24 protein-coding genes are annotated in these 23,830 nt (G+C 67.6%); 18 read left to right on the plus strand and 6 right to left on the minus strand.

Going from position 1 to position 23,830, the window contains the following annotated elements:
* Nucleotides 1-4: 4 nt before the first annotated feature.
* The 6 genes from MLE18_RS02220 to MLE18_RS02245 all read right to left on the minus strand — a co-directional run bounded on the left by MLE18_RS02220 (nucleotide 5) and on the right by MLE18_RS02245 (nucleotide 6,539).
* Nucleotides 5-352 carry a hypothetical protein gene (locus tag MLE18_RS02220; RefSeq protein ID WP_243366956.1) on the minus strand — a complete coding sequence of 116 codons (348 nt, stop codon included), beginning with the start codon at nucleotides 350-352 and terminating at the stop codon, nucleotides 5-7.
* Nucleotides 353-438: 86 nt separating this feature from the next.
* A complete protein-coding gene (locus MLE18_RS02225; protein ID WP_243366958.1) occupies nucleotides 439-1,581 on the minus strand; it encodes a glycosyltransferase family 4 protein in 1,143 nt (380 codons plus the stop codon).
* Between the two features lie 97 nt (nucleotides 1,582-1,678).
* Nucleotides 1,679-2,533 (minus strand): glycosyltransferase family 2 protein, encoded by an 855-nt coding sequence (locus tag MLE18_RS02230; RefSeq protein ID WP_243366960.1) that lies wholly within the window; start codon nucleotides 2,531-2,533, stop codon nucleotides 1,679-1,681.
* On the minus strand, nucleotides 2,527-4,191 hold the full coding sequence (locus tag MLE18_RS02235) for a glycosyltransferase family 4 protein (RefSeq protein ID WP_243366962.1): 1,665 nt from the start codon (nucleotides 4,189-4,191) through the stop codon (nucleotides 2,527-2,529). Before MLE18_RS02235 ends, MLE18_RS02230 begins: the two co-directional genes overlap by 7 nt.
* On the minus strand, nucleotides 4,188-5,585 hold the full coding sequence (locus MLE18_RS02240) for an ABC transporter ATP-binding protein (protein WP_243366964.1): 1,398 nt from the start codon (nucleotides 5,583-5,585) through the stop codon (nucleotides 4,188-4,190). The genes MLE18_RS02235 and MLE18_RS02240 overlap by 4 nt, the downstream gene beginning before the upstream one ends.
* Before the next feature lie 78 nt (nucleotides 5,586-5,663).
* Complete coding sequence (locus MLE18_RS02245) at nucleotides 5,664-6,539, minus strand: ABC transporter permease (protein WP_243366966.1); 876 nt, start codon at nucleotides 6,537-6,539, stop codon at nucleotides 5,664-5,666.
* Nucleotides 6,540-6,596: 57 nt separating this feature from the next.
* Between MLE18_RS02245 and MLE18_RS02250 the strand changes: the two genes are divergently transcribed.
* From MLE18_RS02250 to MLE18_RS02335, 18 genes are all read left to right on the plus strand, one after another.
* On the plus strand, nucleotides 6,597-7,745 hold the full coding sequence (locus MLE18_RS02250) for a glycosyltransferase family 4 protein (RefSeq protein ID WP_243366968.1): 1,149 nt from the start codon (nucleotides 6,597-6,599) through the stop codon (nucleotides 7,743-7,745).
* A gap of 4 nt (nucleotides 7,746-7,749) precedes the next feature.
* Entirely contained in the window at nucleotides 7,750-8,604 is an 855-nt protein-coding gene (locus MLE18_RS02255) for a glycosyltransferase family 2 protein (RefSeq protein ID WP_243366970.1), read from the plus strand.
* Between the two features lie 13 nt (nucleotides 8,605-8,617).
* On the plus strand, nucleotides 8,618-9,730 hold the full coding sequence (locus tag MLE18_RS02260; RefSeq protein ID WP_243366972.1) for a glycosyltransferase family 4 protein: 1,113 nt from the start codon (nucleotides 8,618-8,620) through the stop codon (nucleotides 9,728-9,730).
* Between the two features lie 94 nt (nucleotides 9,731-9,824).
* Complete coding sequence (locus MLE18_RS02265; protein ID WP_243310208.1) at nucleotides 9,825-10,586, plus strand: ABC transporter ATP-binding protein; 762 nt, start codon at nucleotides 9,825-9,827, stop codon at nucleotides 10,584-10,586.
* Nucleotides 10,587-10,602: 16 nt separating this feature from the next.
* Nucleotides 10,603-11,730, plus strand: a complete 1,128-nt coding sequence (locus MLE18_RS02270; RefSeq protein WP_243366974.1) for a branched-chain amino acid ABC transporter substrate-binding protein — start codon at nucleotides 10,603-10,605, stop codon at nucleotides 11,728-11,730.
* A 97-nt stretch (nucleotides 11,731-11,827) separates the two neighbouring features.
* Nucleotides 11,828-12,733, plus strand: a complete 906-nt coding sequence (gene bla / locus MLE18_RS02275; protein ID WP_243366976.1) for a class A beta-lactamase — start codon at nucleotides 11,828-11,830, stop codon at nucleotides 12,731-12,733.
* Between the two features lie 352 nt (nucleotides 12,734-13,085).
* Nucleotides 13,086-13,433 carry a DMT family protein gene (locus tag MLE18_RS02280; RefSeq protein WP_243366979.1) on the plus strand — a complete coding sequence of 116 codons (348 nt, stop codon included), beginning with the start codon at nucleotides 13,086-13,088 and terminating at the stop codon, nucleotides 13,431-13,433.
* Nucleotides 13,434-13,591: 158 nt separating this feature from the next.
* On the plus strand, nucleotides 13,592-14,503 hold the full coding sequence (locus tag MLE18_RS02285) for a branched-chain amino acid ABC transporter permease (protein WP_243366981.1): 912 nt from the start codon (nucleotides 13,592-13,594) through the stop codon (nucleotides 14,501-14,503).
* The gene (locus MLE18_RS02290) at nucleotides 14,487-15,695 is read left to right on the plus strand and encodes an ABC transporter permease subunit (protein WP_243366983.1); all 1,209 of its coding nucleotides are present in this window, start codon (nucleotides 14,487-14,489) and stop codon (nucleotides 15,693-15,695) included. Before MLE18_RS02285 ends, MLE18_RS02290 begins: the two co-directional genes overlap by 17 nt.
* Nucleotides 15,692-16,411, plus strand: coding sequence for an ABC transporter ATP-binding protein (locus MLE18_RS02295; RefSeq protein WP_243366985.1), 720 nt, complete (start codon nucleotides 15,692-15,694; stop codon nucleotides 16,409-16,411). The genes MLE18_RS02290 and MLE18_RS02295 overlap by 4 nt, the downstream gene beginning before the upstream one ends.
* Before the next feature lie 7 nt (nucleotides 16,412-16,418).
* The gene (locus MLE18_RS02300; protein ID WP_243366987.1) at nucleotides 16,419-17,249 is read left to right on the plus strand and encodes a DMT family transporter; all 831 of its coding nucleotides are present in this window, start codon (nucleotides 16,419-16,421) and stop codon (nucleotides 17,247-17,249) included.
* Entirely contained in the window at nucleotides 17,246-18,148 is a 903-nt protein-coding gene (locus MLE18_RS02305; protein ID WP_243366989.1) for a DMT family transporter, read from the plus strand. Before MLE18_RS02300 ends, MLE18_RS02305 begins: the two co-directional genes overlap by 4 nt.
* Before the next feature lie 59 nt (nucleotides 18,149-18,207).
* Nucleotides 18,208-18,822, plus strand: coding sequence for a LysM peptidoglycan-binding domain-containing protein (locus tag MLE18_RS02310; RefSeq protein ID WP_243366991.1), 615 nt, complete (start codon nucleotides 18,208-18,210; stop codon nucleotides 18,820-18,822).
* Between the two features lie 47 nt (nucleotides 18,823-18,869).
* Nucleotides 18,870-19,718 (plus strand): DMT family transporter, encoded by an 849-nt coding sequence (locus MLE18_RS02315; protein ID WP_243366993.1) that lies wholly within the window; start codon nucleotides 18,870-18,872, stop codon nucleotides 19,716-19,718.
* Complete coding sequence (locus tag MLE18_RS02320; protein WP_243366995.1) at nucleotides 19,718-20,431, plus strand: hypothetical protein; 714 nt, start codon at nucleotides 19,718-19,720, stop codon at nucleotides 20,429-20,431. The genes MLE18_RS02315 and MLE18_RS02320 overlap by 1 nt, the downstream gene beginning before the upstream one ends.
* Nucleotides 20,432-20,528: 97 nt before the next feature.
* On the plus strand, nucleotides 20,529-21,899 hold the full coding sequence (locus MLE18_RS02325) for a protoporphyrinogen/coproporphyrinogen oxidase (protein WP_243366997.1): 1,371 nt from the start codon (nucleotides 20,529-20,531) through the stop codon (nucleotides 21,897-21,899).
* Between the two features lie 8 nt (nucleotides 21,900-21,907).
* Entirely contained in the window at nucleotides 21,908-23,008 is a 1,101-nt protein-coding gene (locus tag MLE18_RS02330) for a M24 family metallopeptidase (RefSeq protein WP_272881425.1), read from the plus strand.
* The gene (locus tag MLE18_RS02335) at nucleotides 23,001-23,264 is read left to right on the plus strand and encodes a DUF4911 domain-containing protein (protein WP_243366999.1); all 264 of its coding nucleotides are present in this window, start codon (nucleotides 23,001-23,003) and stop codon (nucleotides 23,262-23,264) included. Before MLE18_RS02330 ends, MLE18_RS02335 begins: the two co-directional genes overlap by 8 nt.
* Nucleotides 23,265-23,830: the final 566 nt, after the last annotated feature.

A 23,830-nucleotide genomic window follows, 5' to 3' on the forward strand; every position in this document is an offset into this window, starting at 1 on the left:
GGAGTTATTTCAGGATCAGGCCGGAGGGGCTCTTGCCGCCGGCGGCCATCTTGTTCAGGGCGGAAAGATCGCGCGCGCTGGAGATGGTCAGGTTGGAGGTGGCCTCGATGTACTTGTTCTTCAGCTCTTCAGGGAAGGTCTTGTACGTGTAGAGGATGTGCTCACCCTTGACTTCGCCGGCGATCTCCGTCTCGAAGGGGTAGCCGAAAGGCATGAGCATCATCTGCACGCCCTGCTGGGTGGGCACGGTCTGGAGGATGGCCAGATCCTTGAGGCACTTGGTCTCTTCGTCCCATTTGCCCAGGACGGTCTCTCCGTTGATGAGCTTCGCGAGGCGGATATCGTAGGACATGTGTTCGTCTCCTTGGGGATCGGCCGGAAGCGGCCGGAAAATCATAGCGAGAAACTGGTGTTAGGTATGTTCGCGGGCCGGGCATGTCAAGGCGCGGGATTGCGCTTGGGCAGCGAGAGCGCCGCCTTGTACGCCTCGGCGGCCACGCGCGCGGCCTTGTCCCACCCGAACTCCGCGGCGCGTTGCAGGCTGCGGCGTGAGAGCGCGGCCCGAAGTTCCGGGTCGTTCTCCAGGCGGCGCATGGCCTCGGCGATGGATTCCGGGTCCAGCGGATCGGCCAGCAGCGCGGCGCCGCCCGCCACCTCCGGCAGGGAGGATACGCTGGAGGTCACTACCGGAGCGCCCAGGCTCATGGCCTCGAGCACGGGCAGCCCGAAGCCCTCGAACAGCGACGGATACACGAAGCCCAGGCAGTTGGCGTAGAGCCAGGCCAGCTCCGCGTCGCCCACGTAGCCCGTGAGGCGCACCCGCGAGCCGAGCCCCAGTTCGGCCACAAGCCGGGCCATGTCGTCCATGAGCCAGCCCTTGCCGCCCGCGAGCACCAGCGGGGCCGAGCCCCCTGCCCTGGCCAGGGCCTCCACGAGCCGGACTTGGTTCTTGCGCGGCTCGATGGTGCCGACGCTGAGCCAGAATGTGCCCGGCTCCACCCCGCGCAGGCGCTTGGGCGGCTCGGCCGGGCACCCGGGCGCGAAGCGGCTGGCCAAGTGCATCACCCAGGCCCTCTCGCGCGGGAAATGCGGGAAGACCCGCAGGAAGTGATCCAGCGTGGCCTGGGAGTTGGCCAGCAGGGCGTCGGCCAGCAGGCTGGCCCGGAACACGCCCTCCATGCAGCCCACGCGGTTCTGCTCCGTGCTCCACTCCGGGTTCTCCAGGAAGCTCAGGTCGTGCAGGGTGTAGACCAGCCGCGCCTTCCCGAGCCCCCTGGGGCAGAAGAAGTTGTTGGAGTGCACGATGTCGGGGTTGCCCAGGCGGGCCTCGAAATCCTGCGGGGGGTTGCGCCAGAAGCCCCTGGAGCTGTCCAGCCACTTGAACATGGGGCCGAGCTGGCCGCCACCGGGCCTGGCGCAGGAGGCAGGGACCGGCTCCCAGAACAGGTCGCCGAACTGGGGGTAGAACACGAAGTCTATGGGGTCCGGCCCCGCCGCCAGGGCGTGCACCAGGCCATGGGCCAGATAGCCGCAGCCGGTCTTGCCCGCACCGGTCTGGCTGACGTCGAAGCCTACGCGCATCGGCCGCACCGCGAACAGTTCAAGCGAAACATGAAGTTGTTGCAGATATACGGAACAGTTACGGCACGTTCCAGACAAACCATCCTGACGACGAGCCTCACCACCCCATCCAGGATCGCACCGTACGCCACAGCGTGCGGGAGACGCCCTTGTTCCACCACAGGCTGGCCCCCAGGGTGAACAGCGAGATGAGCGCCGTGGTGGACTTGCGCTCGGGCTTCAGGCCCCAGGAGTCGCGCAGCAGGGCGTGGGCCCAGTTGGCCAGCCAGCGATCCGGCACGTAACCCAGGGTGTCGGCCATCATGGAGTTGATTTCGGCGTGCACCTGCAGGCGCTGGCCCAGGGTCTTGGTGTCGGGATAGAAGCGTGACCCCGCCAGCTTCACGGGAATGTAGTCGAAGCGCGCCCCGCCCAGCCCCAGGCGCAGCCAGTACTCATAGTCCATGCAGTAGCGCAGGTTCACGTCCGGCAGGCCCCATCGGGCCACCACCCGGCGGCGGAAGAACAGCGCGGGCTGGCAGATGAAGCAGGTCTCCTCCAGCCGGTCGATGTCGAAGGGCTCGCTGGGATACGGCTCGATCACCCCGTCGTTCACGTCGATGTGGTCGGCCATGCCGTAGACCACGTCGCACTCCGGGTTGGCCTCGAAGTGCTCCAGCACCGCCTGGAAAGCCCCGGGGTAGTAGACGTCGTCGGAGTTGAGCCAGCCGATGACCTCGCCGGTGGTCACGGCGATGCCCTTGTTCACGGCGTCGGTCTGGCCCTTGTCCCGCTGGGAGACGAAGTGCAGCCGCCCTTCGTAGGGCTTCACGTGGTCGGCGGTGTCGTCGCAGGAGTCGCCGTCCATGACCACGTATTCCACGGGCACGCCCTGGCCCAGCACCGATTCGATGGTGCGCACGATGAAACGGCCCTGATTAAACGAAGGGGTGACAACGCTCAGCGTCAACATTGGGAGCTCCGAAGCAGGTCGCAGGTTTGCCCGCCCGTGAGGCGCAGGGCCAGGCAGTGGACACCGGGCACTGTATCATGGCCCGGCGGTATGTCGAATACGATTTCCAGGCAGCCGCCGTAGGGGCTGGCCAGCCGGTCGAATTTCCATTCCCCGCCGGGGGCGATCTCGCGGCGCGGGGAGACAAGCTTGCCGTCCAACAGGGCCTCGCAGGCCACGGGCCCGGAGCCCTCGTTGCGGAAGCGGGCCTCGATCCACTGCCTGCCAGGTGCGGGGCCGAAGGCGGCGAAGACGCGCCCGGCCACGCCGTCCGCGCTCACGCCTTCGCAGACGTGGCTCTGCGCGCCCAGGCCGCGTATGGCTTCGTCCAGAAGGTCCAGATAATCGCGCGCCATGCGTTGCGAACCGCCGAAGGAGGCCGCCCTGGCCCTGCCCTTTTGCGACAACTCGGCGGCAAGCCCCGGCTCGGAGGCGATGCGGGTCATGGCCGCGGCCACGTCCTCGGGCTTGCGCGGGTCGAAGAGTAGCACCGCGTCGCCGCCCACCTCGGGCAGGCTGGTCACGTTGGAGCACAGCACGGGCACGCCCATGGCCATGGCCTCGGCCACGGGCATGCCGTAGCCCTCGAAGAGCGAAGGAAATATCAAGGCCAGGGCCACGGAGGTGAGCGCGGCCAGGTCTTCATCGGATACGTAGCCCGTGAACAGCACGCGCTCACCCAGGTTCATGGCCTGGGCGGCCTGGCGCAACTCGGCGGCAGCGCCCGTGTCCGCCCCGGTGAGCACCAGCTTGAGCCCTGAACCGGGGTTGGCCGCCGCGTGCAGGCCCAAGGCGGTGAGCAGCACGGCGTGATTCTTGTGCGGCCAGAAGTTGGCCGGGTAGATCAGGTAGCCCTGGCGCGCCAGGCCCAGCCGGGCCAGCACGGCCGCGACCTGCGCCTCGCCGGGCGGGTTCAGGCGCTCGGGCAGGCGGGTGAACACGGTGCGCACCTTGCGCGGGGGCAGATTCGTGTAGTCGAGCACGGTGGAGCGCACATAATCCGACACGCAGGCCACCAGCGTGGCCCGCCTGGCCACCAGCTGGTAGGTCTGGTCGCGGCCCCGGCGCTCCTCCTCGCTGAAGAACTGCGGATAGTAGTGGTGCTGCAGGTCATGCACCAGGGAGACCAGGGGGGTGTCCGGGTGCTGGAAATAGGGGCGCGTGAAGGGGCAGAACCAGGCGTCCACGGGCCTACCCAGGAGCCTGCGCGGCGGCTTCACCTGCCAGGAGCGCTGCGCCGCGACCACTTTGAGGTTGGCGCACTCCAGTTCCTTGAGTTCTGTCACGCTGGCCTCGCCCGTCACCAGCACGAAGGTCCAGTCAGGAGCCAGGGCGGCCATGGCCTCCAGGGCGTTGATAGCCAGCACCTTGGCCCCGCCGTTGGCCCCGCCGGGCAGCAGGGGCAAGAGGTCCACGCCGATCAGCGGGTTCTCGCCGGGCCTGCGGTCCACGGCCAGGGCCGGGACCAGGCGGCGCAGGGCCCGCCAGCCCAGGTCCCACCAGCGCCAGAGCCGCTGGTTGAGCATGAGCAGCCTGTCGAACCAGGCGGGCAGCGGGGCCTCGGCGCGAAAGCCCGTGGTGATGTCGCGGATGACGTCCTTGAAGGACTCGGTGTTCATGCGGGATTGTCTCCGCCGGGGAGGAACGCGGCGCGCGCCGAGCCCGGCAGGTTGGCCACCCCGTGGTGCGTGAGCTGCACGGGGGAGGTGTCGGCGGTGCGGAAAGTCACGGCCAGGGAGCCCACGTTGGAGAGCGTGGAGAGCACCGTGTTGCGCCCGTCCAGCTCGGGGTGGGTCATCTCGGAGCGGCGGGCGAAGTCTGCGGCGCTCATGGCGGTCATGCCCGCGCCGAAGGTGTACTCGCCCACGGCCAGGTCCAGCTTGACCTCGTAGACGAAGCGCAGCAGCGACCCGGCGGGCACGTACTCGGGCACCCGGCAGTCGTACTGCAGGGTGTTCTTGCCGAACACGATCACGCCCTTGTCGCTGACCAGCTCCACCCCGGCCACGGGTACCTCCAGGGGCTCGTGAACGCGGTACTCCACGTGGAAAAACGCCTTGTCGCCCTGCTCGAAGGCCCTGGCGGGCAGACCCTGGGCGTCCAGCACCGCCACGCCCAGGCACTCCACCCGGCCCGACTCGGCCCGGCCCGCGCCGGAGATGTCCAGAAAGGCCGACGGCTCGGGCCAGAACCCCTCGGAACCGAACCCCTCGACCGCCACTCCTTCGGGCGGGGCGGCCCCCGGCTCCAGAGAGGTGTCCCCGGCTGCGCGCAGCATGAAGAGCTTCACCGCGTCCATGGCCGAGCCGAGGAACACCGTGCTCCCCCGCTCCAGATAGAGGGCGCGGGTGCAGAATTGGGCCACGTCGTTCATGGCGTGGGAGACGAGCACCACGGCCACGCCCTTGTCCATGAGCGACTGCAGGCGCGCGTAGCATTTCTGACGGAAGAACACGTCGCCCACGGCCAGGGCCTCGTCCACAATGAGCACTTCCGGCTCCAGGCAGATGGTCACGGCGAAGGCCAGGCGCAGGAACATGCCCGAGGAGTAGGTGCGCACGGGCTGGTCGATGTGTTCGCCGATGTCGGCGAATTCGAGGATCTCGTCCATGCGCCGCTCGGCCACCTTGCGCGGCACGCCCAGCACCGCCGCGTTGACGAACACGTTCTGGCGGCCGGTGAAGTCGGGCTTGAAGCCGCTGCCCAGCTCCAGCAGGGCGGCCACGCGCTGGGGCGTCTCCACGCGGCCCGTGGTGGGCGACAGCACCCCGGCCAGGATCTGCAGGAGCGTGCTCTTGCCCGCGCCGTTGCGCCCGATGATGCCGAAGGCCTCGCCCGGGTTGATGGCGAAGGAGACGTCGCGCAGGGCCCAGTGCTCCTTGTAGTAGGTGCGCCCGCCCGTGGCCAGCAGCTGGCGCAGGCGGTCCTGGGGGCGCTTGTAGAGATGGTAGACCTTGCCCAGCCCCTCCGCCGCGATGAGCGGGCTCGTGTTGCGTCCTTGCAATCCGCTCATGCGCATTCCAAGCGTAAAACATTGAAACAATTTATTTTAATTTTGAAAAACATATTCATGTTTTTCAAAATCGCCACGCTAGAGCACATCGGCGAACACCTTCTTGAGCTGCATGAACCAGGCGAACCCGAGCAGCGCGAAAACCAGGGCGACGAGGCTGGTCAGCCCCAGGGCGGTCCAGTCAGGGGCCTGGCCCCAGAGCAGGGTGCGCCGGAAATGCTCGATGACCACGTGCAGGGGGTTGGCGGCCAGCAGGAAGCGGTAGCGCTCGGGCACGGCCTCCAGCGGGTAGACGATGGGCGTCAGGAAGAAATAGAGCTGCATCACGGCGGTGACCATATGGCCCACGTCCTTGGCGGCCACGCCGATCGGGGCCAGCCAGAGCCCGAGGCCCGAGGCCAGCAGCGCCAGCGGCACGTAACCCAGGGGGGCAAGCACCGCCGTCTCCGGGATGCCGTCCCCGGTGACCAGGCGCGCAACGCAGACCAGGCCCAGGGTGAGCAGGGACTGTGCGCACAGGGCCAGGGCCACGCTGACGGGCAGCACCTCCAGCGGGAAGACCACCTTCTTCACGAAGTTCACGTTCTCGGCCATGAGCGTGGCCCCGCGCGCGGCGGACCCGGCCACCACCTCGAAGCAGGCCAGCCCCGCGAGCAGGGCCAGGGCAAATTCCGTCACCCCGCCCTTGCCGCCGCCGCTCCAGGAGGTCTTGAAGACCACCGAGAACACGAAGGTGTAGACGCCCAGGGTGATGAGCGGGGTGATGAGGCTCCAGAGCATGCCCAACTGGGTGCCCTGGAAGCGGCCGGTGAACTCCAGCCTGGTGAACTCGCGAAGGATTTCGCGGTGGCGCAGGAAATGACGGAAGACTCCCGCGGGCGACGCCAGAGCGAGGCTTTGCCGCAGGGTGCTGGCCAGGCTGGCCGGGGGCTGTGCTGCTATGGTCTTTCGCATGAACAGACTTGCTTATTCCACAAAATTGACGCATGTCAACGCGTCGGAGTCCCGCTCATGACCAAGGTCCTGCGCGTCGGAATCGACGCTAGCCCCCTCGCCTACCCCTTCCGCACCGGCATCGGCCGGTACCTGGAGTCCATCCTGCCGCGCCTGGTGGAAGCCTCCGGGGGGCAGGCCCGCTTCACGCTCTTCGCGGGCAGGCCGCTGGTGAACCCCGCCGCGCTGGCCCTGGTGGAACAGGGGCTGGCCAAGGCGGTCACCGCCAAGGTGCCCTCGCTCTACGCCTGGCAGCAGACCGGCATGCTCCTGCAGCGCCTGATGCACCCGCAGGACGTCTTTTTCTCCCCCGACGGGCTGTTCCCGCCGCTCCTGCCGGGCAAGGCCGTGGGCATGTACCACGACGTGCTCTGGCACGCCCACCCCGAGACCCTGGCCTTCCACATCCGCACCGTGTTCCGTCTGCGCCACAAGGCCGGGCTTCGCCGCGCGGACAGGGCCGTCACCGGCACCGAGGCCTCCCGCCGGGAGATGCTGCGCGTGTTCGGCAAGGTGGCCGATAAGCTCGAGGTGCTGCCCAGCTACGGGGTGGACATGGCCCACTTCCGCCCCCCGCGCGAGGACGAGGCGGGCCTGGAGGGCGACTTCCGCACCCGCATGAACTTAAGCGAGCCCTTCCTGCTCACGGCGGGCAACCTCCAGCCGCATAAGAATCTGGCCGTTGTGCCCCAGGCCCTGGACATCCTGCTGCGCCAGGGCCGCGACGTGCCCGTGCTGGCCGTGGCCGGCTTCGGCGACCAGGAGGCCCTGCGCGCCTCGCTGCCCGAGGGTTTCCCGGCGGACAAGGTGCGCTGCTTGGGCTACCTCTCCGAGTCGGACCTGTGCCAGGCTTACCGCCTGGCCGTGGCCTACGTCTTCCCCTCGCTCTACGAGGGCTTCGGGCTACCCGTGGTGGAGGCCCAGTCCTCAGGCGCGCCCGTGATTTACGCCGACGCCACCAGCCTGCCCGAGGTGGCCGGGGACGCGGGCCTGCCCTTCTACCCCGAATCCCCCGAAGACCTGGCGGCCAAGATTTCCATGATCCTCGACCATCCGGACCTGCGCAAGCAGATGGTGGCCAAGGGCTTCGTGCAGTCGGCCAAGTTCCGCTGGGACCGCGCCGCAGAGACGCTCTGGCGCGTGCTGCGCGAAGCGGCGGGAGCGTAAGGCCGTGCCCGCCCTGCCCCGCATCACGGTCGTCACGCCGTCCTACAATCAGGCGCAGTACCTGGCCCGCACCCTGGACAGCGTGGCCATGCAGAAAGGCGTGGACGTGGAGCATTTCGTGCTCGACGGCGGTTCCACCGACAACACTGTCGAAGTCATCCGCAAGCACGGCGGCCACCTGGCCTGGTGGCGAAGCGGTAAGGACGAAGGACAGACGGCGGCCCTGATCGAGGGCTTCGACCGCGCCACGGGGCAGGTGCTCTGCTGGCTCAACTCCGACGACTATTTCTGGGACGACCAGGCCCTTCTGCGCGTGGCCCGGGCCTTCGCCGCCAACCCGGACGCGGCCATGGTCACCGGCGACACGGTGCTGGTGGCCGAAGACGGCAGCCCCGTGATGATGGACATGGTCTGGCGGCCCTCGGCCCGGCAGATGCGCTGCAACATGGCCGTGCCCCAGCAATCCACCTTCTGGAGCGCGGAGGCCTACCGCGCCGTGGGCGGCATCGACCCGAACTTCCGCTACTGCATGGATTTCGACCTGTTCCAGCGCATGAGCCAGGGCAGGCGCATCGTGCGCATCCCGCACGTGCTGGCCGCGTTCCGGCTGCAGCCCGCCTCCAAGACCGCCACCTGGGGCGACGTGTTCCGCAGGGAGGTGGGCATCTGCCAGAACCGCTACGGCACGGGCTTCGCGCACGCCCTGGCGGTCAAGGCCGTGACCATGGAGATCAGGCTCGGCGCGGCCTGGGCCGAACTCTGCGCCCTGGCCACGGGCCGCAAGCTGCCCTGCCTGGCCAACGCCCGCTGGGAGCCCTGCCGGGCCTGGGTGCGCAAGCAACACGGCCTGCAATTCTAGGGGGGAGCAAACCATGCGCATCGGCGTCAGCTGCCGCAGCCTGGAGTACGCCTCCGGCGGGGTGAAGGAATACCTGGTCAGCCTCCTGCGAGCCCTGCTGGAGCAGAACAGGCGCAACACCTACGTGCTGTTCCACTCCCAGCCGCATTTCTTCGGCTCCTTCGAGAGCGCGGAGGAATACGCCCTCAATTGCTCCAACCGGCTGCTGTTCGACTGGGTCATGCTGCCCTCGGCCCTGGCCCACCACGGCATCGACGTGGCCTTCTTCCCCTCCTCCAACATGCCCCCGCGCGTGCCCTGCAAGGCCGTGGCCGCCATGATGGACCTGGGCTACTTCCAGCCCGGGCCGCGCATGTACAAGCTGGCTGACACCCTCTACATGAAGTGGGCCATGCGTTACACCGCCCGCCGCGCCGACGGCTTCATCGCCATCTCCGAGCACACCCGGCGCGACATGACCCGCATCCTGGGCATCCCTGCGGAGCGCATCGCCGTGGCCCACCTGGCGGCGGACGACATCTACCACCAGCCCCTGGAGCCCGAGGATGTGTTCCGCTTCAAGATGCGCCACGGCCTGGAGCGCCCCTTCTTCCTCTACACGGGCAACATTTCGCCCCGGAAGAACCTGCGCGCCCTGCTGGAGGCCTTCGCCAAGGCCAGCGTCGGGATGGACGCGGACCTGGTGGTCACGGGCGGGCTTTCCTGGGACGACGACTGGAGCAGTTGGGTGCGCTCCCTGGGCATAGAGGCACGGGTGCGCCGCCTTGGCTACGTGGAACGCGGGGACATGCCGCTGCTCTACGCGGCCTCCTTGGCCTACGTGTTCCCATCGCTGTTCGAGGGTTTCGGCCTGCCCGTGCTGGAGGCCCAGGCCATGGGCGTGCCCGTGATCTGCTCCGATGCCACGAGCCTGCCCGAGGTGGCGGGCCAGAGCGCCTACATGGTCAACCCCACGGACGTGGCCGGGCTGGCCCGCGCGCTCGCGGAGGTGGCCTCCGACCCCGCGTTGCGCCAACGCCTGAGTGAACAGGGCAAGGCCAACGAGGCGCGTTTCTCCTGGAAGGCCACAGCCGAGAAAACGCTGGCAGTGTTCGAGGCCGTGCACTCCGGCCGCCAGCCCGCCTGAGCCCTGTTCGATCGCCGTCTTAACAATCTTGCCAATTCAGAGCCTAACGAGTAACAATCATCGCTCATTCCCGACAAGGAGCTCGGTTCCCTCAATGTCCCATCTCGTTTTCGAAGACGTGTCCGTCCGTTTCGGCGGCCTGCAGGCGCTCTGCGACGTCAGCTTCGAGCTGCGCCCGGGCGAAATCCTCGGGCTCATCGGCCCCAACGGCGCGGGAAAGACCACGGTGTTCAACGTCATCACCGGGGTGTACTCCATCAGCGGCGGCCGGGCCTCTTACAACGGCGCGCCCCTGGCCGGCACGCCCCCGCACCGGATACTGCGCATGGGCCTGGCCCGCACCTTCCAGAACATCCGCCTGTTCCCGAACATGACGGCGCTCGAAAACGTGATGATCGCCCAGCACAGCCGGACCAAGAGCGGCGTGGCCGGGGCCATGCTGCGCCTGCCCTCGCAGCGCGCCGAGGAGGCCCGCATCCGCGAGAAGGCCCGCTGGGCCCTGGACTTCATGGGCCTGGGCGAGCTTGCCGACGAGCAGGCCAAGAACTTGGCCTACGGCCTGCAGCGCCGTCTTGAAATTTCACGCGCGCTGGCCAGCGAGCCGCGCACCATCCTGCTCGACGAACCCGCCGCGGGCCTGAACCCCACCGAATCCTCCGCCCTGATGCAGGACATCGGGCGCATCCTCGACCAGGGCATCAACGTGCTCATGGTCGAGCACGACATGAAGGTGGTCATGGGCCTGTGCACGCGCATCGTGGTGCTGGAGCACGGAGAGAAGATCGCCGAGGGCCTGCCCTCGGAAATCCGCAAGGACCAAAGGGTCATCGAGGCCTACCTCGGCACGGCCCACTAACACTCAGGAGGACCACATGGCGAAAAGGATCATCTGGCTGGCTGTCCTGGCGCTCACCCTGGGCGTGGCGGCCGCGCACGCGGCTCCGCTCAAGATCGGCGTGCTCGCGCCCATCTCCGGCTCTTCGGCCGCCGACGGCAACGACATCGTGAAGGGCGTGAAGACCGCCGTTGAAGTGGTCAAGGCCGAGGGCGGCATCCCCGGCTTCGACGGCATCCAGGTGGAAGTGCAGGACGGCGCGTGCGATCCCCGCCAGGCCGTGGCCGCCGCCAACAAGCTGGCCAACATGAAGGTCGCCGGCGTCATCGGCGAATACTGCTCCTCGGCCACCATCCCCGCTTCGGAGGTGCTCAACGAGGAGAAGATTCCCATGATCACCCCGGCCTCCACCAACCCCAAGGTCACCCAGCGCGGCTTCAAGTACATGTACCGCATGTGCGGCCTCGACGTTGATCAGGCCATCGCCGCCACCAAGTTCATGAAGGACGTGCTGAAGGCCAAGACCATCTTCATCGTGGACGACAAGACCACCTACTCCCAGCACCTGGCCGAGTACGTGGCCGAGGAGGCCAAGAAGGCCGGCCTGAACGTGGTTGCCCACGAGCACGTCAACGACGGCGACATGGACTACTCCGCCGTGCTGACCAAGGTCAAAGCCGCCGCGCCCGACGTGTTCTACATGAGCCTGCAGAGCTCCTCCTCGGGCATCCGCATGATCAAGCAGTACCGCCAGATCGGCATCAAGAGCGCCGTCGTGTCGCAGGACGCCGTGTACCATCCGAACTTCATCAAGGAAGCCCCCGAGGCCTCCCAGGGCGTGTTCTTCACCTTCGGCTACGCCGACAAGAACGCCCCGGTCTACAAGAAGTTCCTGGAGAAATACACCGCCATGCACGGCGAGCCCGGCGCGTATTCCGCTTACGCGTTCGACTCCGCCTACGCCCTGCTCTCCGCCATCAAGGCCGCCAAGAGCGCCGACCCGGACAAGATCAAGGCCGAACTGCACAAGATGAACACCCAGGGCGCGTCCAAGATCATCCGCTTCGCCGAGAACGGCGACTCGGGATCGAACTACGCCATCTACAAGGTCGAGGGCGACAAGTACAAGGAGTACTGGAACCCCGAGACCGGCAAGATGTTCTAACCCCGAATTGCCAAGCCTGGAGCCCCGCACGGGGCTCCAGGCCTTTTTCCATCGCCCCCGCCAGACGGGGGTGTTTTTTATGGAGGAGGCCCGCTCCATGAACGCCGCCACATCCGCCTACGCAGGCACCATCACCCGTCGCAGCGTCCTGCTCTCTCTCGCCGCGCTGCCCCTGCTGGGGGCCTGCGCCAGGTTTTCGCCCGTATCCGGCCGGAGCGTGTTCACGGGCCAGCTCGCGCGGCTGGAGGCCGAATCCGGCGGGCGGCTGGGCGTATTCGGACTGAACACGGCCGACGGCTCCACCCTCACCCATCGCGCGGACGAACGCTTCCCCATGTGCAGCACCTTCAAGCTGATGCTCGCCGCCGCCGTGCTCAAACGCGGGGAGGACGACCCCGGCCTCATGGAGCGCGTCATCCCGATAGCCCCCGGCGATCTGCTCAAATGGGCGCCCGCCGCCAAGGAGCGCGTGGGCCAAGGAATGACCGTGACGGAACTTTGCGCCGCCTCCATGCAGGTGAGCGACAACACGGCCGCCAACCTGCTGCTGCGGCTGCTGGGCGGGCCGGAGGCGCTGACGGCCTACGCCCGGTCCATCGGAGACGAAGCCTTCCGGCTGGAGCGTTGGGAGCCGGAACTGAACACCGCCATCCCCGGCGATCCGCGCGACACCACCACCCCCGCGGCCATGGCCCTTAGCCTCCGGCGCCTGGCTTTGGGCGATGCGCTGGCCCCGGCCCAGCGAGGGCTGCTGATGCGCTGGCTGGAGGGCAACGCCACGGGTGCCGGGAAGATTCGCGCGGGCGTTCCCAACGGCTGGCGCGTGGGGGACAAGACCGGCTCCGGGGATTACGGCACCACCAACGACGTGGCCGTGCTGTTCCCTCCTTCCGACGCGCCGATCATCCTGGCTGTCTATCTCACCCAGCCCGTGCAGGACGCCACATACCGCATCGACGTGCTCGCTTCGGCGGCGCGCATCGCGGTCCAGGCGTTCAGCTAACCCCGCGAAGCCGTGTGGGATTGCAAAGGGAGGAACTCCCTTTGCCCGCCGGAGGCACTCTTCATGTTGTAGGGTCCAGCCGTGGGGGCCCCCGCGGGCGGGGGGGGGGGGGGGGGTGGTGGGCCGCCCGTGCCCGGGGCGGGCGGATGTTCTTCAAATACAGCGGCCGTCCCGGCGCAGGGGAGGCCAAGGCTGGACCAGCTACGGTTCACCGCGTCGGAATGACGGGTCAAAGGTATTTCAGAAGGCATCTCTTCCGCTCACTCCCGGCACTTGCGCTGGCTGATGGGCGGGACAATGCAGCCTGCATCTTCATCGCACCCTTCACCCAACTGGAAAGCATCACATAGCAATGTTCACCCGGACCTTCTTCCTCACCGTCGGAATGCTCATCGCCTCCAACGTGTTCATGACCTTCGCCTGGTACGCGCACCTCAAAAACCTGCACTCGCGGCCCTGGTGGATCGCGGCGCTGTTCTCCTGGGGCATCGCGCTCTTCGAATACCTCCTTCAGGTGCCCGCCAACCGCATCGGCTTCAGCCAACTCAGCCTGCCGCAGCTCAAGATCATGCAGGAGGTCATCACGCTGTCGGTGTTCGCGCCGTTCTCCATCTGGTACATGAACCAGCCTCTCAAGCTGGACCACCTTTGGGCCGGACTGTGCCTGCTGGGCGCGGTCTACTTCATCTTCCGATCCTGACCTTGCCGGTCGAGTTTTCAAAAAATAAGGCAGAAAACCGCCCCGGGCCTTGACGAAAGCGGGTTTCGTCTGCTCAAACAACGGGCCTCGACGATACCCGCCGCCACGGCGGGGCCGAACCATCCATACGACAGCAGCAAAGGCAAGCCCGGCAGACCATGGACTTTTTTCTCCAGCAGCTCATCAACGCCCTGACCCTGGGAGGCTTCTACGCCCTCATCGCCCTGGGCTACACCATGGTCTACGGCATCATCCAGCTCATCAACTTCGCCCACGGCGAGTTCTTCGCGGCGGGCGGCTACATGGGCGTCATCCTCCTGGCCTGGATGAACTCACAGGGCTACATGCAGACCCACCCATGGATCTGCCTGACCATCGCCTTCGTGCTGGCCATGGCCTACTGCGCCATCCTGGCCATGGGCGTGGAGAAGATCGCCTACAAGCCCCTGCGCAAGGCCTCCAAACTCTCGGTGCTGCTCTCGGCCCTGGGCATGTCCATCTTCCTGCAAAACGGGCTCATGCTCACCCAGGGCGTCTACGACAAGACCTACCCCGGCGTGTTCGCCAAGGGCGCGCTCCAGGTGGGCGGCTTCAACATCACCTACCTGCAGATCATCGCCATGGGCACCACCGGGCTTTTGCTGGTGGGGCTCAACCGGCTGGTCTACAAGTCGCGCCTGGGCAAGGCCATGCGCGCCACCGCCCAGGACAGGGTGATGGCCACCCTGGTGGGCGTCAGCTCCGACAGGATCATCTCGCTCACCTTCGCCATCGGCGCGGCCCTGGCCGCCGCCTCGGGCATCCTGGTGGGGCTTTACTACGGCTCCGTGCGCTACGACATGGGCTTTGTGCCGGGCATCAAGGCCTTCGCGGCGGCGGTGCTTGGCGGCATCGGCTCCATCACCGGGGCCATGCTGGGCGGGCTCATCATCGGCATGACGGAGATCTTCTCCGCAGCCTACATTTCCGGCGAATACAAGGACGTCTTCGCGTTCATCATCCTCATCGCCGTGCTCTATTTCATGCCGACCGGCCTTTTGGGCGAGAACATCAATGATACCCGCGTCTAAGGCCATGCTCACCAAGGTCGTGGTGGGGGCCGTGTGGCTCTTCGCCGTGGTCTGGCCCATGACGGGCATCACGCCCCAGGGCTTCGAGTTCGGCAAGGCCTTCTCCATCGTCGGCTTCGCCATGACCGCCGTGCTCGCGGGCCTTGGCCTGTGGAAGCTGCGCCAAAAGCTGGGCGCGGCCGGGTTCAAGCCGTTCACCGCCCTGGCCAAGCGCTCGAGCGCCATGCCCGCCTGGCTCTGGCGCGGACTGCTGCTGGCGGTGCTGCTGGGCTTTCCCTTCGTGTCCTCCCGCTACGGGCAGGACGTGGCCATCAACGTGCTGGTCTACGTCACGCTGGGCCTTGGGCTCAACGTGGTGGTGGGTCTGGCCGGCCTGCTGGACCTGGGCTACATCGCCTTCTACGGCGTGGGGGCCTACACCTACGCCCTGCTCTCCATCCACTACCAGCTCTCCTTCTGGCTGGCCCTGCCCCTTTGCGCCGTGATGGCCGCCGCGGCGGGGGTGGTCATCGGCTATCCCACGCTGCGCATGCGCGGCGACTATCTGGCCATCGTGACCCTTGGCTTCGGAGAGATACTGCGCATCATACTCAACAACTGGATGCAGCTCACCGGCGGGCCCAACGGGCTGCTCGGCATCAAGCCCGCGGCCGTGTACCTGCCCGACCCCCAGAACGGCTGGGAGTTCGCCCGGGTGCTGCTCAAGAGCCCGGAGGCGCAGTATTTCCTGGTCCTGGCCATCGCGCTGTTCACCGTGGTCTCCGTGCGCAGGCTGGCGGATTCGCGCATCGGCCGCGCCTGGGAGGCCATCCGCGAGGACGAGACCGCCGCCTCCATCATGGGCGTGAACACCTTCGCGATGAAGCTCCTGGCCTACTCGCTGGGCGCGGTGTTCGGCGGACTGGCTGGCGCGTTCTTCTCCGCCAAGATGCGCTTCGTTTCGCCCGGCTCGTTCACCTTCATCGAGTCGGCCATGGTGCTGGCCATGGTGGTGCTGGGCGGCATGGGCAGCGTGCCCGGCATCGTGCTGGGCGCCCTGGCGCTCATCGCGCTGCCCGAGGTCTTCCGCGATTTTGAGAACTACCGCATGCTGGTATTCGGCGCGGCCATGGCCCTCATGATGCTCTTCCGCCCCGCCGGGCTCATCCCGGCCAAGCGCGTGGGGCGCCGCTCCGAGGAGGCGCACTCGTGAGCGCCCCCATCCTGGAGCTGCGCAACCTGAGCGCGGGCTGGGGCACCGCCCCGGCCATCCGCGAGGTGAGCCTCACCGTGGAGCGCGGCGAGATCGTGACCATCATCGGGGCCAACGGCGCGGGCAAGTCCACCACGCTCATGGCCATCAGTTCCATCCTGCGGCCGATGGCCGGCCAGGTGTTCTACGAAGGCGCGGACACCGCCTCCGTGGCCGCCGAGAAGCTGCCCGCCATGGGCCTGTGCCAGGTGCCCGAGGGCAGGCGCATCTTCCCCCGGCTCACCGTGGCCGAGAACCTGGACATGGGCGCCTACTTCCGCAAGGACGCCGACGCCGTCCGCCACGACCTGGAGCACGTGTTTGAGCTGTTCCCGCGCCTGCGCGAACGCCGCGACCAGAAGGGCGGCACCCTCTCAGGCGGCGAGCAGCAGATGCTGGCCATCGGGCGCGCGCTCATGGGCAGGCCCAAGCTCCTGCTTCTGGACGAACCCTCCCTGGGCCTGGCCCCGCTCATCGTGGAGCACATCTTCGCCATCATCCGCCGCATCAACGAGGAGAGCGACATGACCGTGCTCCTCGTGGAGCAGAACGCCAACCTGGCCCTGGGCCTGGCGCGCCGGGGCTACGTGATGGAGACGGGCCGCATCTCCATGACCGACACCGCCGAGAACCTGCTGCAAAATCCCGACATCCGCCGGGCCTACCTGGGCGAGTAGCCCCGCCGTGACCCGCTCCCGCGCGACGCTCGCGCTGGCCCTCACGGCCTGCCTGTGGTCCGTTGGCGGGGTGTTCATCAAATCCGTCGAATGGAACCCCCTGGCCATTGCCGGGGCGCGTTCCGCCATCGCCGCAGCCACCCTGTTCGTGCTGCTGGGCAGGCCTCGCGTCAGCTTCAGCTGGCCGCTGCTCGGCGCTGCGGTGAGCACCGCCGCCTGCATGCTGCTCTTCGTGACGGCTACGCGCCTGACCACGGCCGCCAACGCCGTGGTGCTGCAGTATCTCGCGCCCCTGCACGTGGCCATCCTGGCCCCCAAGTTCCTGGGCGAGCCCACCAAGCCGCGCGACTGGGCAGCCCTCGCCGTGGCCATGGCTGGCATGGCCCTCTTCTTCTGGGACGACGTCTCCCCCGACGGCAAGCTGGGCATCCTGCTGGCTCTCGGCTCCAGCGTCGCCTTCGCCGGGATCCCCCTGTGCCTGCGCCGCCTGGGCGGCCGCGGCGGCCAGACCGAGGCCGTGCTCCTGGGCAACGCCCTGCTGGCCCTGGTCTGCCTGCCCTTCTATTTCCAGGGCTCCCCGCCGGACATGAAGGGCGTTGGGGCGCTCATGATCCTGGGCGTAATCCAGACAGGACTGGCCTACTACATCTACACCCGGGCCGTGCAGCACGTGCGCGCCCTGGAGGCCATGCTCATCCCGGTGATCGAGCCCATCCTGAACCCCGTCTGGGTGTTCCTGTTCATCGGGGAGCGCCCCAGCCTGCACGCCACCATCGGCGGCCTGATCGTGCTGGGCGCGGCGGCCGTGCAGGGCATCCTCGCGGCGAGGGGCAAATGAGCCTGACCACCCTCAAGCTGTTCGTCACGGCCGTGATCTGGGGCGGCACGTTCATCGCCGGGCGCGTGCTCGGGCCGGAGATCGCGCCCTTCTCGGCATCCTTCCTGCGCTTCGTCTCCGCCAACGTGTTCCTGCTGGCCTTCTTCCTGCTCAAGGAGGGCCGCCTGCCGAAGATCACGCCCGGCCTGGCCCTGCTTGTGCTGGGCCTGGGGGCCACGGGCGTGTTTGGCTACAACGCCTTCTTCCTCTGGGGCCTCAAGACCGTGCCCGCCGGGCGCGCGGCCATCATCGTGGCCGGGAACCCGGTGTTCATCGCGCTGTTCTCCTGGCTTTTGTTCAAGGAGCCCATGGGCTGGGCCAAGGGCCTGGGCATCCTCACCTGCCTGACCGGAGCCGCGCTGGTGATCGGGCACGGCAACCCGCTGGGGCTGTTCACCGGCGGCATGGGGCTTGGCGAGCTCTCCATCGCAGGGGCGCTGTTCTGCTGGGTGGCGTATTCGCTGCTGGGCAAGCAGGTGATGGGCAGGCTCACACCCTTGGCCGCCGTGACCCTCTCCTGCCTGGCGGGCATGTGCATGCTGCTGCCGCCCGCCCTGAACGAGAATTTGGCCGCCCAGGCCGCTGGGCTCAGCCTCAAAGGCTGGGCTTCCGTCGTCTACCTGGGGGTGCTGGGCACGGGCCTGGGCTTCGTCTGGTTCTACGAAGGCATCCAGAGCATCGGGGCCTCCCGGGCGGCGGTGTTCATCAACTTCGTGCCCGTCTCCGCAGCGGCCTTGGGGGCCTGGATGCTGGGCGAACCCGTGGACGCCACCCTGATCGTGGGTGGCGCCCTGGTGCTGGGCGGCGTGGCGCTGACCAACCGCAAGGCCGCCCCGATCTCCGCACGCGTCAGTTCGTAGGGCTTCCCAAATCCCGCCCAGGTGTTTACCTTGCAAGGATGACGTTGCGAGGTGAGAGCATGACCAGACCGACCCGCCTTGTTTCCCGGCTCCTGACCGGTTCCGGCTGTCTGCTGGCCCTCTGCATCATGCTGGGTGCCGCCCATGCCGGGCCGTATGAGGTCCGCAAGGGCGACACCCTCAAGTCCTTCGCGGCCGCCAACAACATCTCCGTCAAGGATCTGACTCAAGCCAACAAGCTGCCCTCCGGAGCCAGGCTCAAGCCCGGCCAGATCATCCAGGTTCCGGACGCCCCGGCTCTGCCACGGCCCGACATCACCATCCCCGGCGAGAACCTCAACTCCCTCACCGGCCAGAACGCACAGGGCGGCCAGGGCTACTCGAAGATCGAGCCTCCGAAACCCGCCGCGTCCGGCAAGCCCTCGAAGCGCGGCGTGACCGTGGCTCCCGAGTTTCGCCCAGCCGTCGACGCAGTGACGCCCAAGACCGACGTGCAGAAAGAGCCTAAGACATATGACCGCAGCGCCCCCGGCGTCTCCGCAGTGATCCACCAGGATGACAAGACCGAAATACGCGGCGTGGTCAACCTGCCCGGCGGGCAGAAGCAGCCGGGCCAGCCGGACCGCGAGGCCTCCTCGCCTTCGGCGGGGGTGCTGCTGCGCCGCAGCTTCTGATTTCCGCTTTCCATCCCCGGGCGAAGCGTATAGTCATTTTGCCCACCATGTTCACAGGTTACGCCCTGGTGGCCGCCGCCGCCCTGATGTGGGGACTCATCGGCCCGCTCTCCAAGTTCGCCTTCCAGGCCGGGATGGCCCCCCTGGAGGTGGCTTTCTGGCGCGCCATGCTGGCCTGGGTGCTCTACGCGGGCCAGGCGGTTGCCACGGGCCGCTTGAAGGTGGAGCCGCGCGACGTGCCCTGGATTCTGGGCTTCGGCGTGGTCTGCATCGCCGGGCTGTTCGTGAGCTACGTGCTGGCCGTGCGCGAAGGCGGCGCGGCCCTGGCCTCGGTGCTGCTCTACACAGCGCCCGCCTGGGTGGCCCTGCTGGCCTGGCGCATCCTCAAGGAGCCCATGACCCGCATCAAGGCCATCGCCGTGGCGGCCACGGTTCTGGGCGTGGCCGGGGTCAGCCTTGGCGACGGGCTGGGCTCATCCGTCAATGTGGCGGCCATCGGCCTGGGCCTCACGGCGGGCCTCACCTATGCGCTCTACTACATCTTCGGCAAGGCCTTCCTCACGCGCTACGCCACGCCCACCATCTTCCTCTACGCGCTGCCCACCGGGGCCGCCTGCATGGTTCCGTTCATCGATTTCGGCCCACGCCCGGCCACGGCCTGGATCTCCTGCGCGGTCATGGCCGTGTGCAGTACCTACGGGGCCTACTCGCTCTATTACGCGGGCCTGCGCCGCATCGAGGCCAGCCGCGCCGCCGTGGTGGCCTCCCTGGAGCCGGTGGTGGCCGCGGTGCTGGCCTTCATCCTCTTCGACGAACGCTTCTGCGCCCTGGGCTACGCCGGCTCCGCCCTGATCCTGGGCGCGGTGCTGCTGACCATCCTCGCGGGGAAACGCTGATGTACACTACCCATCCCGTTCCTGACGGCCTTGTCCTGCTTGATACGTGCGAACCGCCCTCGCCCTCCGCGTCCGCGCTTGAACGCGTGGAGGCGCTCTGGGCCGAGGCCCTGGCCCGCACCCCTGGGCTCTTCAACGGCCGCCTGTTCAGCCTGGTGGACCTCGACGGCGCCCGCGCCCTGGGCTTCATGGCCCAGTACAAGTGGTACGTGGCCCAGCTGGCCGAGCCCTCCCTCTACGAAGAGCTGCGGGTGCGCTCCCTGGCCGTGAGCGGCCTGGTGAACGTGCGCGGGCACCTGGTGTTCGGCAAGCGCCGGGCAGGACTCTCCCTGGAGGGCGGCCTGTGGGAGCTGGCCCCCTCGGGAACGCTCTCCGACGTCAGCCGGGAGCCGGACGGCTCGCTCTCCTGGCGCGGCCAGTTCGCCCGGGAGCTCACGGAGGAGTTGGGGCTCACCGCGCCCCTTGGCTCACTCAAGGCCTTCGCCCTGGTGGAGGACACTACCACGAACATCTGGGAGCTCGGTGTCTCCGCGGAGCTGGACATGGACCCCGGCGACGTGCTCGCCGCCTACGCCGGGCTGGAGCGCACCGAGCACGACCAGCTTTCCATCGTGCCCCTGGCCGACGTGCCCCGCTTCCACACGACGCGCCGCAAGGAGCTCACCGGCGTCACCGGCCCGTTGCTGGCCGCCGCCGGGTACATCGAACCCTGAGCGCAGCCGCCTCCCTGCCCGCCACAGCCGGGCCATGGCCCGGATCATGCATGCACGAGCGGGCACCGTATACGCAAGCAACCGGGAGGACCCAAGCGTGACCTTCACCTACCTCATCGTCGGAGCAGGCCCCACCGGCCTCGGCGCGGCCCGCCGCCTCAAGGAACTGGGCGTGGGCGACTTCGCCGTGCTGGAGGCCAACCCCTATCCGGGCGGCCTGTCGGCCAGCTTCACTGACGGCCAGGGCTTCACCTGGGACGTGGGCGGGCATGTGGTCTTCTCCCATTACGACTATTTCGACCGGATGCTCGACGAGGCCCTGGAGGGCAAATACCTGGAGCACCAGCGCGAAGCCTGGGTGCGCATCGCCAAGACCTGGGTGCCCTACCCCTTCCAGAACAACATCCGCTATCTGCCCCCTGAGCTGGTCTGGGAGTGCGTGCGCGGCCTGATGCCCGGCGCGCGGCCCTTCTGCGCCCCCGGCGAGGCCCCGGCCGACTTCATGCAGTGGATCGAGCACATCTTCGGCGCGGGCATCGCCCGGCTGTTCATGATGCCCTACAACTTCAAGGTCTGGGCCACGCCCCCCGAACTCATGAGCTACAAGTGGATCGGGGAGCGCGTGAGCGTGGTCGATCTGGAGCGCGTGCTCAAGAACGTGCTGTTGCAACTCGACGACGTGTCCTGGGGCCCCAACCACCTGTTCAAGTTCCCCCTGCACGGCGGCACGGGGGCCATCTACCGGCACGTGGCAGCCAAACTGGACGAGCACATCCGCTACAACCGCCGCGTCGTCGGCATCGACCATGCCGCCAAAGAGGTGCTCTGCGACACGGGCGAGCGCTTCGGCTACCAGCACCTGCTCTTCTCCGGCCCGCTGGACCTGCTGGTGCACGAGAAGCTCGGCGCCGTTCCCGACGCCGTGCGCGAGGCCGCCGGGCAGCTGGCCCACAGCGGCGGCTGGATCGGCGGCGTGGGCGTGGACGGCCCCAAGACGGACTCGCGCTGCTGGATGTATTTCCCCGAGTCGGACAACCCCTTCTACCGCGTCACCAACTTCCACCACTATTCGCCCAACAACACCCCCGACCCCGACGGCATGACCGTGCGCAAGCGCGCCTACATGACCGAGGTCAGCTTCTCGGAGCACAAGCCCGAACCCACCGGGCATCTGGACAGCGTGGTGGACGGTCTTGTAAACGTCTCGCTCATGACGCCAGCCGAGCGCGACGCCGTGGTCTCCACCTGGGAGATGCGCCTCGACTACTCCTACCCCGTCCCCACCCTGGGCCGCGACAAGGCCCTGGGCCTGATCCAGCCCTGGCTGGAGGAGCGCTCAATCTACGGGCGCGGCCGCTTCGGGGGGTGGAAGTACGAGGTGAGCAACATGGATCATTCCGTGATGCAGGGCGTCGAGTGGGCCGAGCGCATGGTCACCGGCAAACCGGAAACCACCTATACCCTCTGAGGTTCCCCTTGTCTGACGCCTTTTTCCCCCCCGACGTGTACGCCAAACGCCGCGAGGCCCTACGCGCACGCATGCGCGATGCGGGCCAGAGCGCCCTGCTGGTCTCCCACGCGGCCAACCGCTTCTACCTGAGCGGCTTCGAACTGCACGATTCGCAGTGCAACGAATCCTCGGGGATGCTGCTCATCCTCCCCAATGGGCGCGACAAGCTGCTCACCGACCCCCGGTTCCACGACGCCGCGCGGCGCGTATGGCCCGAGGAGGACATCTTCATCTACTCCGGCCACCGCCACACCCGCATCGGCGAGTTCCTCAAGGGCGCGCACAACGGCCCCATCGGCATCGAGACCAAGGCCATGAGCGTGGATTTCCACACCCGGCTGCGCGAGAACCTGGACCTGGCCCCCAGCGACGGGCTGGTGGAGGGGTTGCGGCGCATCAAGGAGCCCGCCGAGATCGATGCGCTGGAGCGCACCACGGCGCTCAACGAGCGCGTGATGCTGGCCGCGCCCGAGGTGCTTCAGCCCGGGCGCAGCGAGGGCGAGGCCGCCTGGCGGCTGGAGCAGCTCTTCCGTGATTTCGGTGCCAGCGAACTCTCCTTCGCGCCCATCGTGGCCGTGGACTCCAACGCCGCCCTGCCCCACGCCGAGCCGGGCCGCACGCTCATCACCGATGAGTGCATGGTGCTCGTGGACATGGGCGGACGCCTGGACGGCTACTGCTCCGACCAGACCCGAACCTTCTGGGTCGGCTCCAACCCGCCGGACCACTTCCTGCGCGCACTGGAGCGTACCCAGGAGGCCCAGGCCAAGGCTCTTGAGGTCATCCGCCCCGGCCTGCCCATAGCCGACGCCTACCGCGCGGCCTACGCCAGCTTCGAGCGCCACGGCGTAGAGAAGGCCTTCACCCACGCCCTTGGCCACGGCATCGGGCTGGAGACCCACGAGGCCCCCAGCGTCTCGCCCCTGGCAGAAGGCGTGCTGGAGCCGGGCATGGTCATCACTGTGGAGCCCGGCCTGTACTACCCCGAGTGGGGCGGCATCCGCTGGGAGCACACAGTCGTAGTCACGGAGGACGGCTGCCGCATTCTGGGAGAAACCGGTGCCTGAGCCGCGCCCGCGAAAACGCAGGCAGCCTTATGAGGCCCCGCAAATCTCGGCGCGCCTCTACCTCAAGCTCGACCCCAAATACCTTGGGATGCTGCGTTTCCTGCTGGAGGCCCAGAGCCATCTGGGCCTGGCCACCACGCTGGACCGCCACGCCGGAATCGCCAAGCTGATCTATTCGCCCGACTGCGAACGGGAGATGGCCGCGTTTCTCGAGCAGGCGGCGGAGCTCATCCCGCTTCAGCGCATCGCCATCTGAAAAATGAGGGGGCTGAAGTGCCTCCGGCGGCCAAAGAGTGTTGAATGTTGGTTATGTTTCAGACGCGGTGAGTCGTAGCGGGTCCAGCCGTGGCCTCTCCGGGGCCACGGCTGGAGCCGGGACAAACGGGTGGAGCCTCCGGCGGCCAAAGGACGAAGTCCTGCCTTCGGCCCTCTGGACTCCCTTTCCCCCTCGCTGCGTTCCCGGCTGCCCCGTCCCGATGCCGCCCCCTCGCATGCAATCCATCCTGAACTTCCACATTGAACATCTCGCTGATTCCGCGCACCAGACCGGCACGCTGTTATTTTTCCATCACCCGATTGTGGCAAGAGAGCCGTCGGGGGGGTGCTGCTCCGGGGCTGGCGCGACGATATTCTTTAAATATATCGGCGTGCAAGCCCCGGGACAGCACCCCCCCGACGGCTCCCACCCCAAATAAAAAAGCTGCCGGGTATGAGCCACAGCAGCCTTCAACTACGCGAAGCGATAAAGGATTCCAAAGGACGAAGTTCCTTTGGCGTGAGAGTGCAGAGAGGGCGGAGCCCTCTTTGCCCGCCGGAGGCTCT

It is taken from the genome of Fundidesulfovibrio soli (genome assembly GCF_022808695.1).
GTDB classification, from domain to species: Bacteria; Desulfobacterota; Desulfovibrionia; order Desulfovibrionales; family Desulfovibrionaceae; genus Fundidesulfovibrio; species Fundidesulfovibrio soli.

Coding starts and splice junctions, on each gene's coding strand:
- MLE18_RS02220 (WP_243366956.1), bottom strand. CDS start 352: ATGTCCTACGATATCCGCCTCGCGAAGCTCATCAACGGAGAGACCGTC.
- MLE18_RS02225 (WP_243366958.1), bottom strand. CDS start 1,581: ATGCGCGTAGGCTTCGACGTCAGCCAGACCGGTGCGGGCAAGACCGGC.
- MLE18_RS02230 (WP_243366960.1), bottom strand. CDS start 2,533: ATGTTGACGCTGAGCGTTGTCACCCCTTCGTTTAATCAGGGCCGTTTC.
- MLE18_RS02235 (WP_243366962.1), bottom strand. CDS start 4,191: ATGAACACCGAGTCCTTCAAGGACGTCATCCGCGACATCACCACGGGC.
- MLE18_RS02240 (WP_243366964.1), bottom strand. CDS start 5,585: ATGAGCGGATTGCAAGGACGCAACACGAGCCCGCTCATCGCGGCGGAG.
- MLE18_RS02245 (WP_243366966.1), bottom strand. CDS start 6,539: ATGCGAAAGACCATAGCAGCACAGCCCCCGGCCAGCCTGGCCAGCACC.
- MLE18_RS02250 (WP_243366968.1), top strand. CDS start 6,597: ATGACCAAGGTCCTGCGCGTCGGAATCGACGCTAGCCCCCTCGCCTAC.
- MLE18_RS02260 (WP_243366972.1), top strand. CDS start 8,618: ATGCGCATCGGCGTCAGCTGCCGCAGCCTGGAGTACGCCTCCGGCGGG.
- MLE18_RS02265 (WP_243310208.1), top strand. CDS start 9,825: ATGTCCCATCTCGTTTTCGAAGACGTGTCCGTCCGTTTCGGCGGCCTG.
- MLE18_RS02270 (WP_243366974.1), top strand. CDS start 10,603: ATGGCGAAAAGGATCATCTGGCTGGCTGTCCTGGCGCTCACCCTGGGC.
- bla (WP_243366976.1), top strand. CDS start 11,828: ATGAACGCCGCCACATCCGCCTACGCAGGCACCATCACCCGTCGCAGC.
- MLE18_RS02280 (WP_243366979.1), top strand. CDS start 13,086: ATGTTCACCCGGACCTTCTTCCTCACCGTCGGAATGCTCATCGCCTCC.
- MLE18_RS02285 (WP_243366981.1), top strand. CDS start 13,592: ATGGACTTTTTTCTCCAGCAGCTCATCAACGCCCTGACCCTGGGAGGC.
- MLE18_RS02290 (WP_243366983.1), top strand. CDS start 14,487: ATGATACCCGCGTCTAAGGCCATGCTCACCAAGGTCGTGGTGGGGGCC.
- MLE18_RS02305 (WP_243366989.1), top strand. CDS start 17,246: ATGAGCCTGACCACCCTCAAGCTGTTCGTCACGGCCGTGATCTGGGGC.
- MLE18_RS02310 (WP_243366991.1), top strand. CDS start 18,208: ATGACCAGACCGACCCGCCTTGTTTCCCGGCTCCTGACCGGTTCCGGC.
- MLE18_RS02315 (WP_243366993.1), top strand. CDS start 18,870: ATGTTCACAGGTTACGCCCTGGTGGCCGCCGCCGCCCTGATGTGGGGA.
- MLE18_RS02320 (WP_243366995.1), top strand. CDS start 19,718: ATGTACACTACCCATCCCGTTCCTGACGGCCTTGTCCTGCTTGATACG.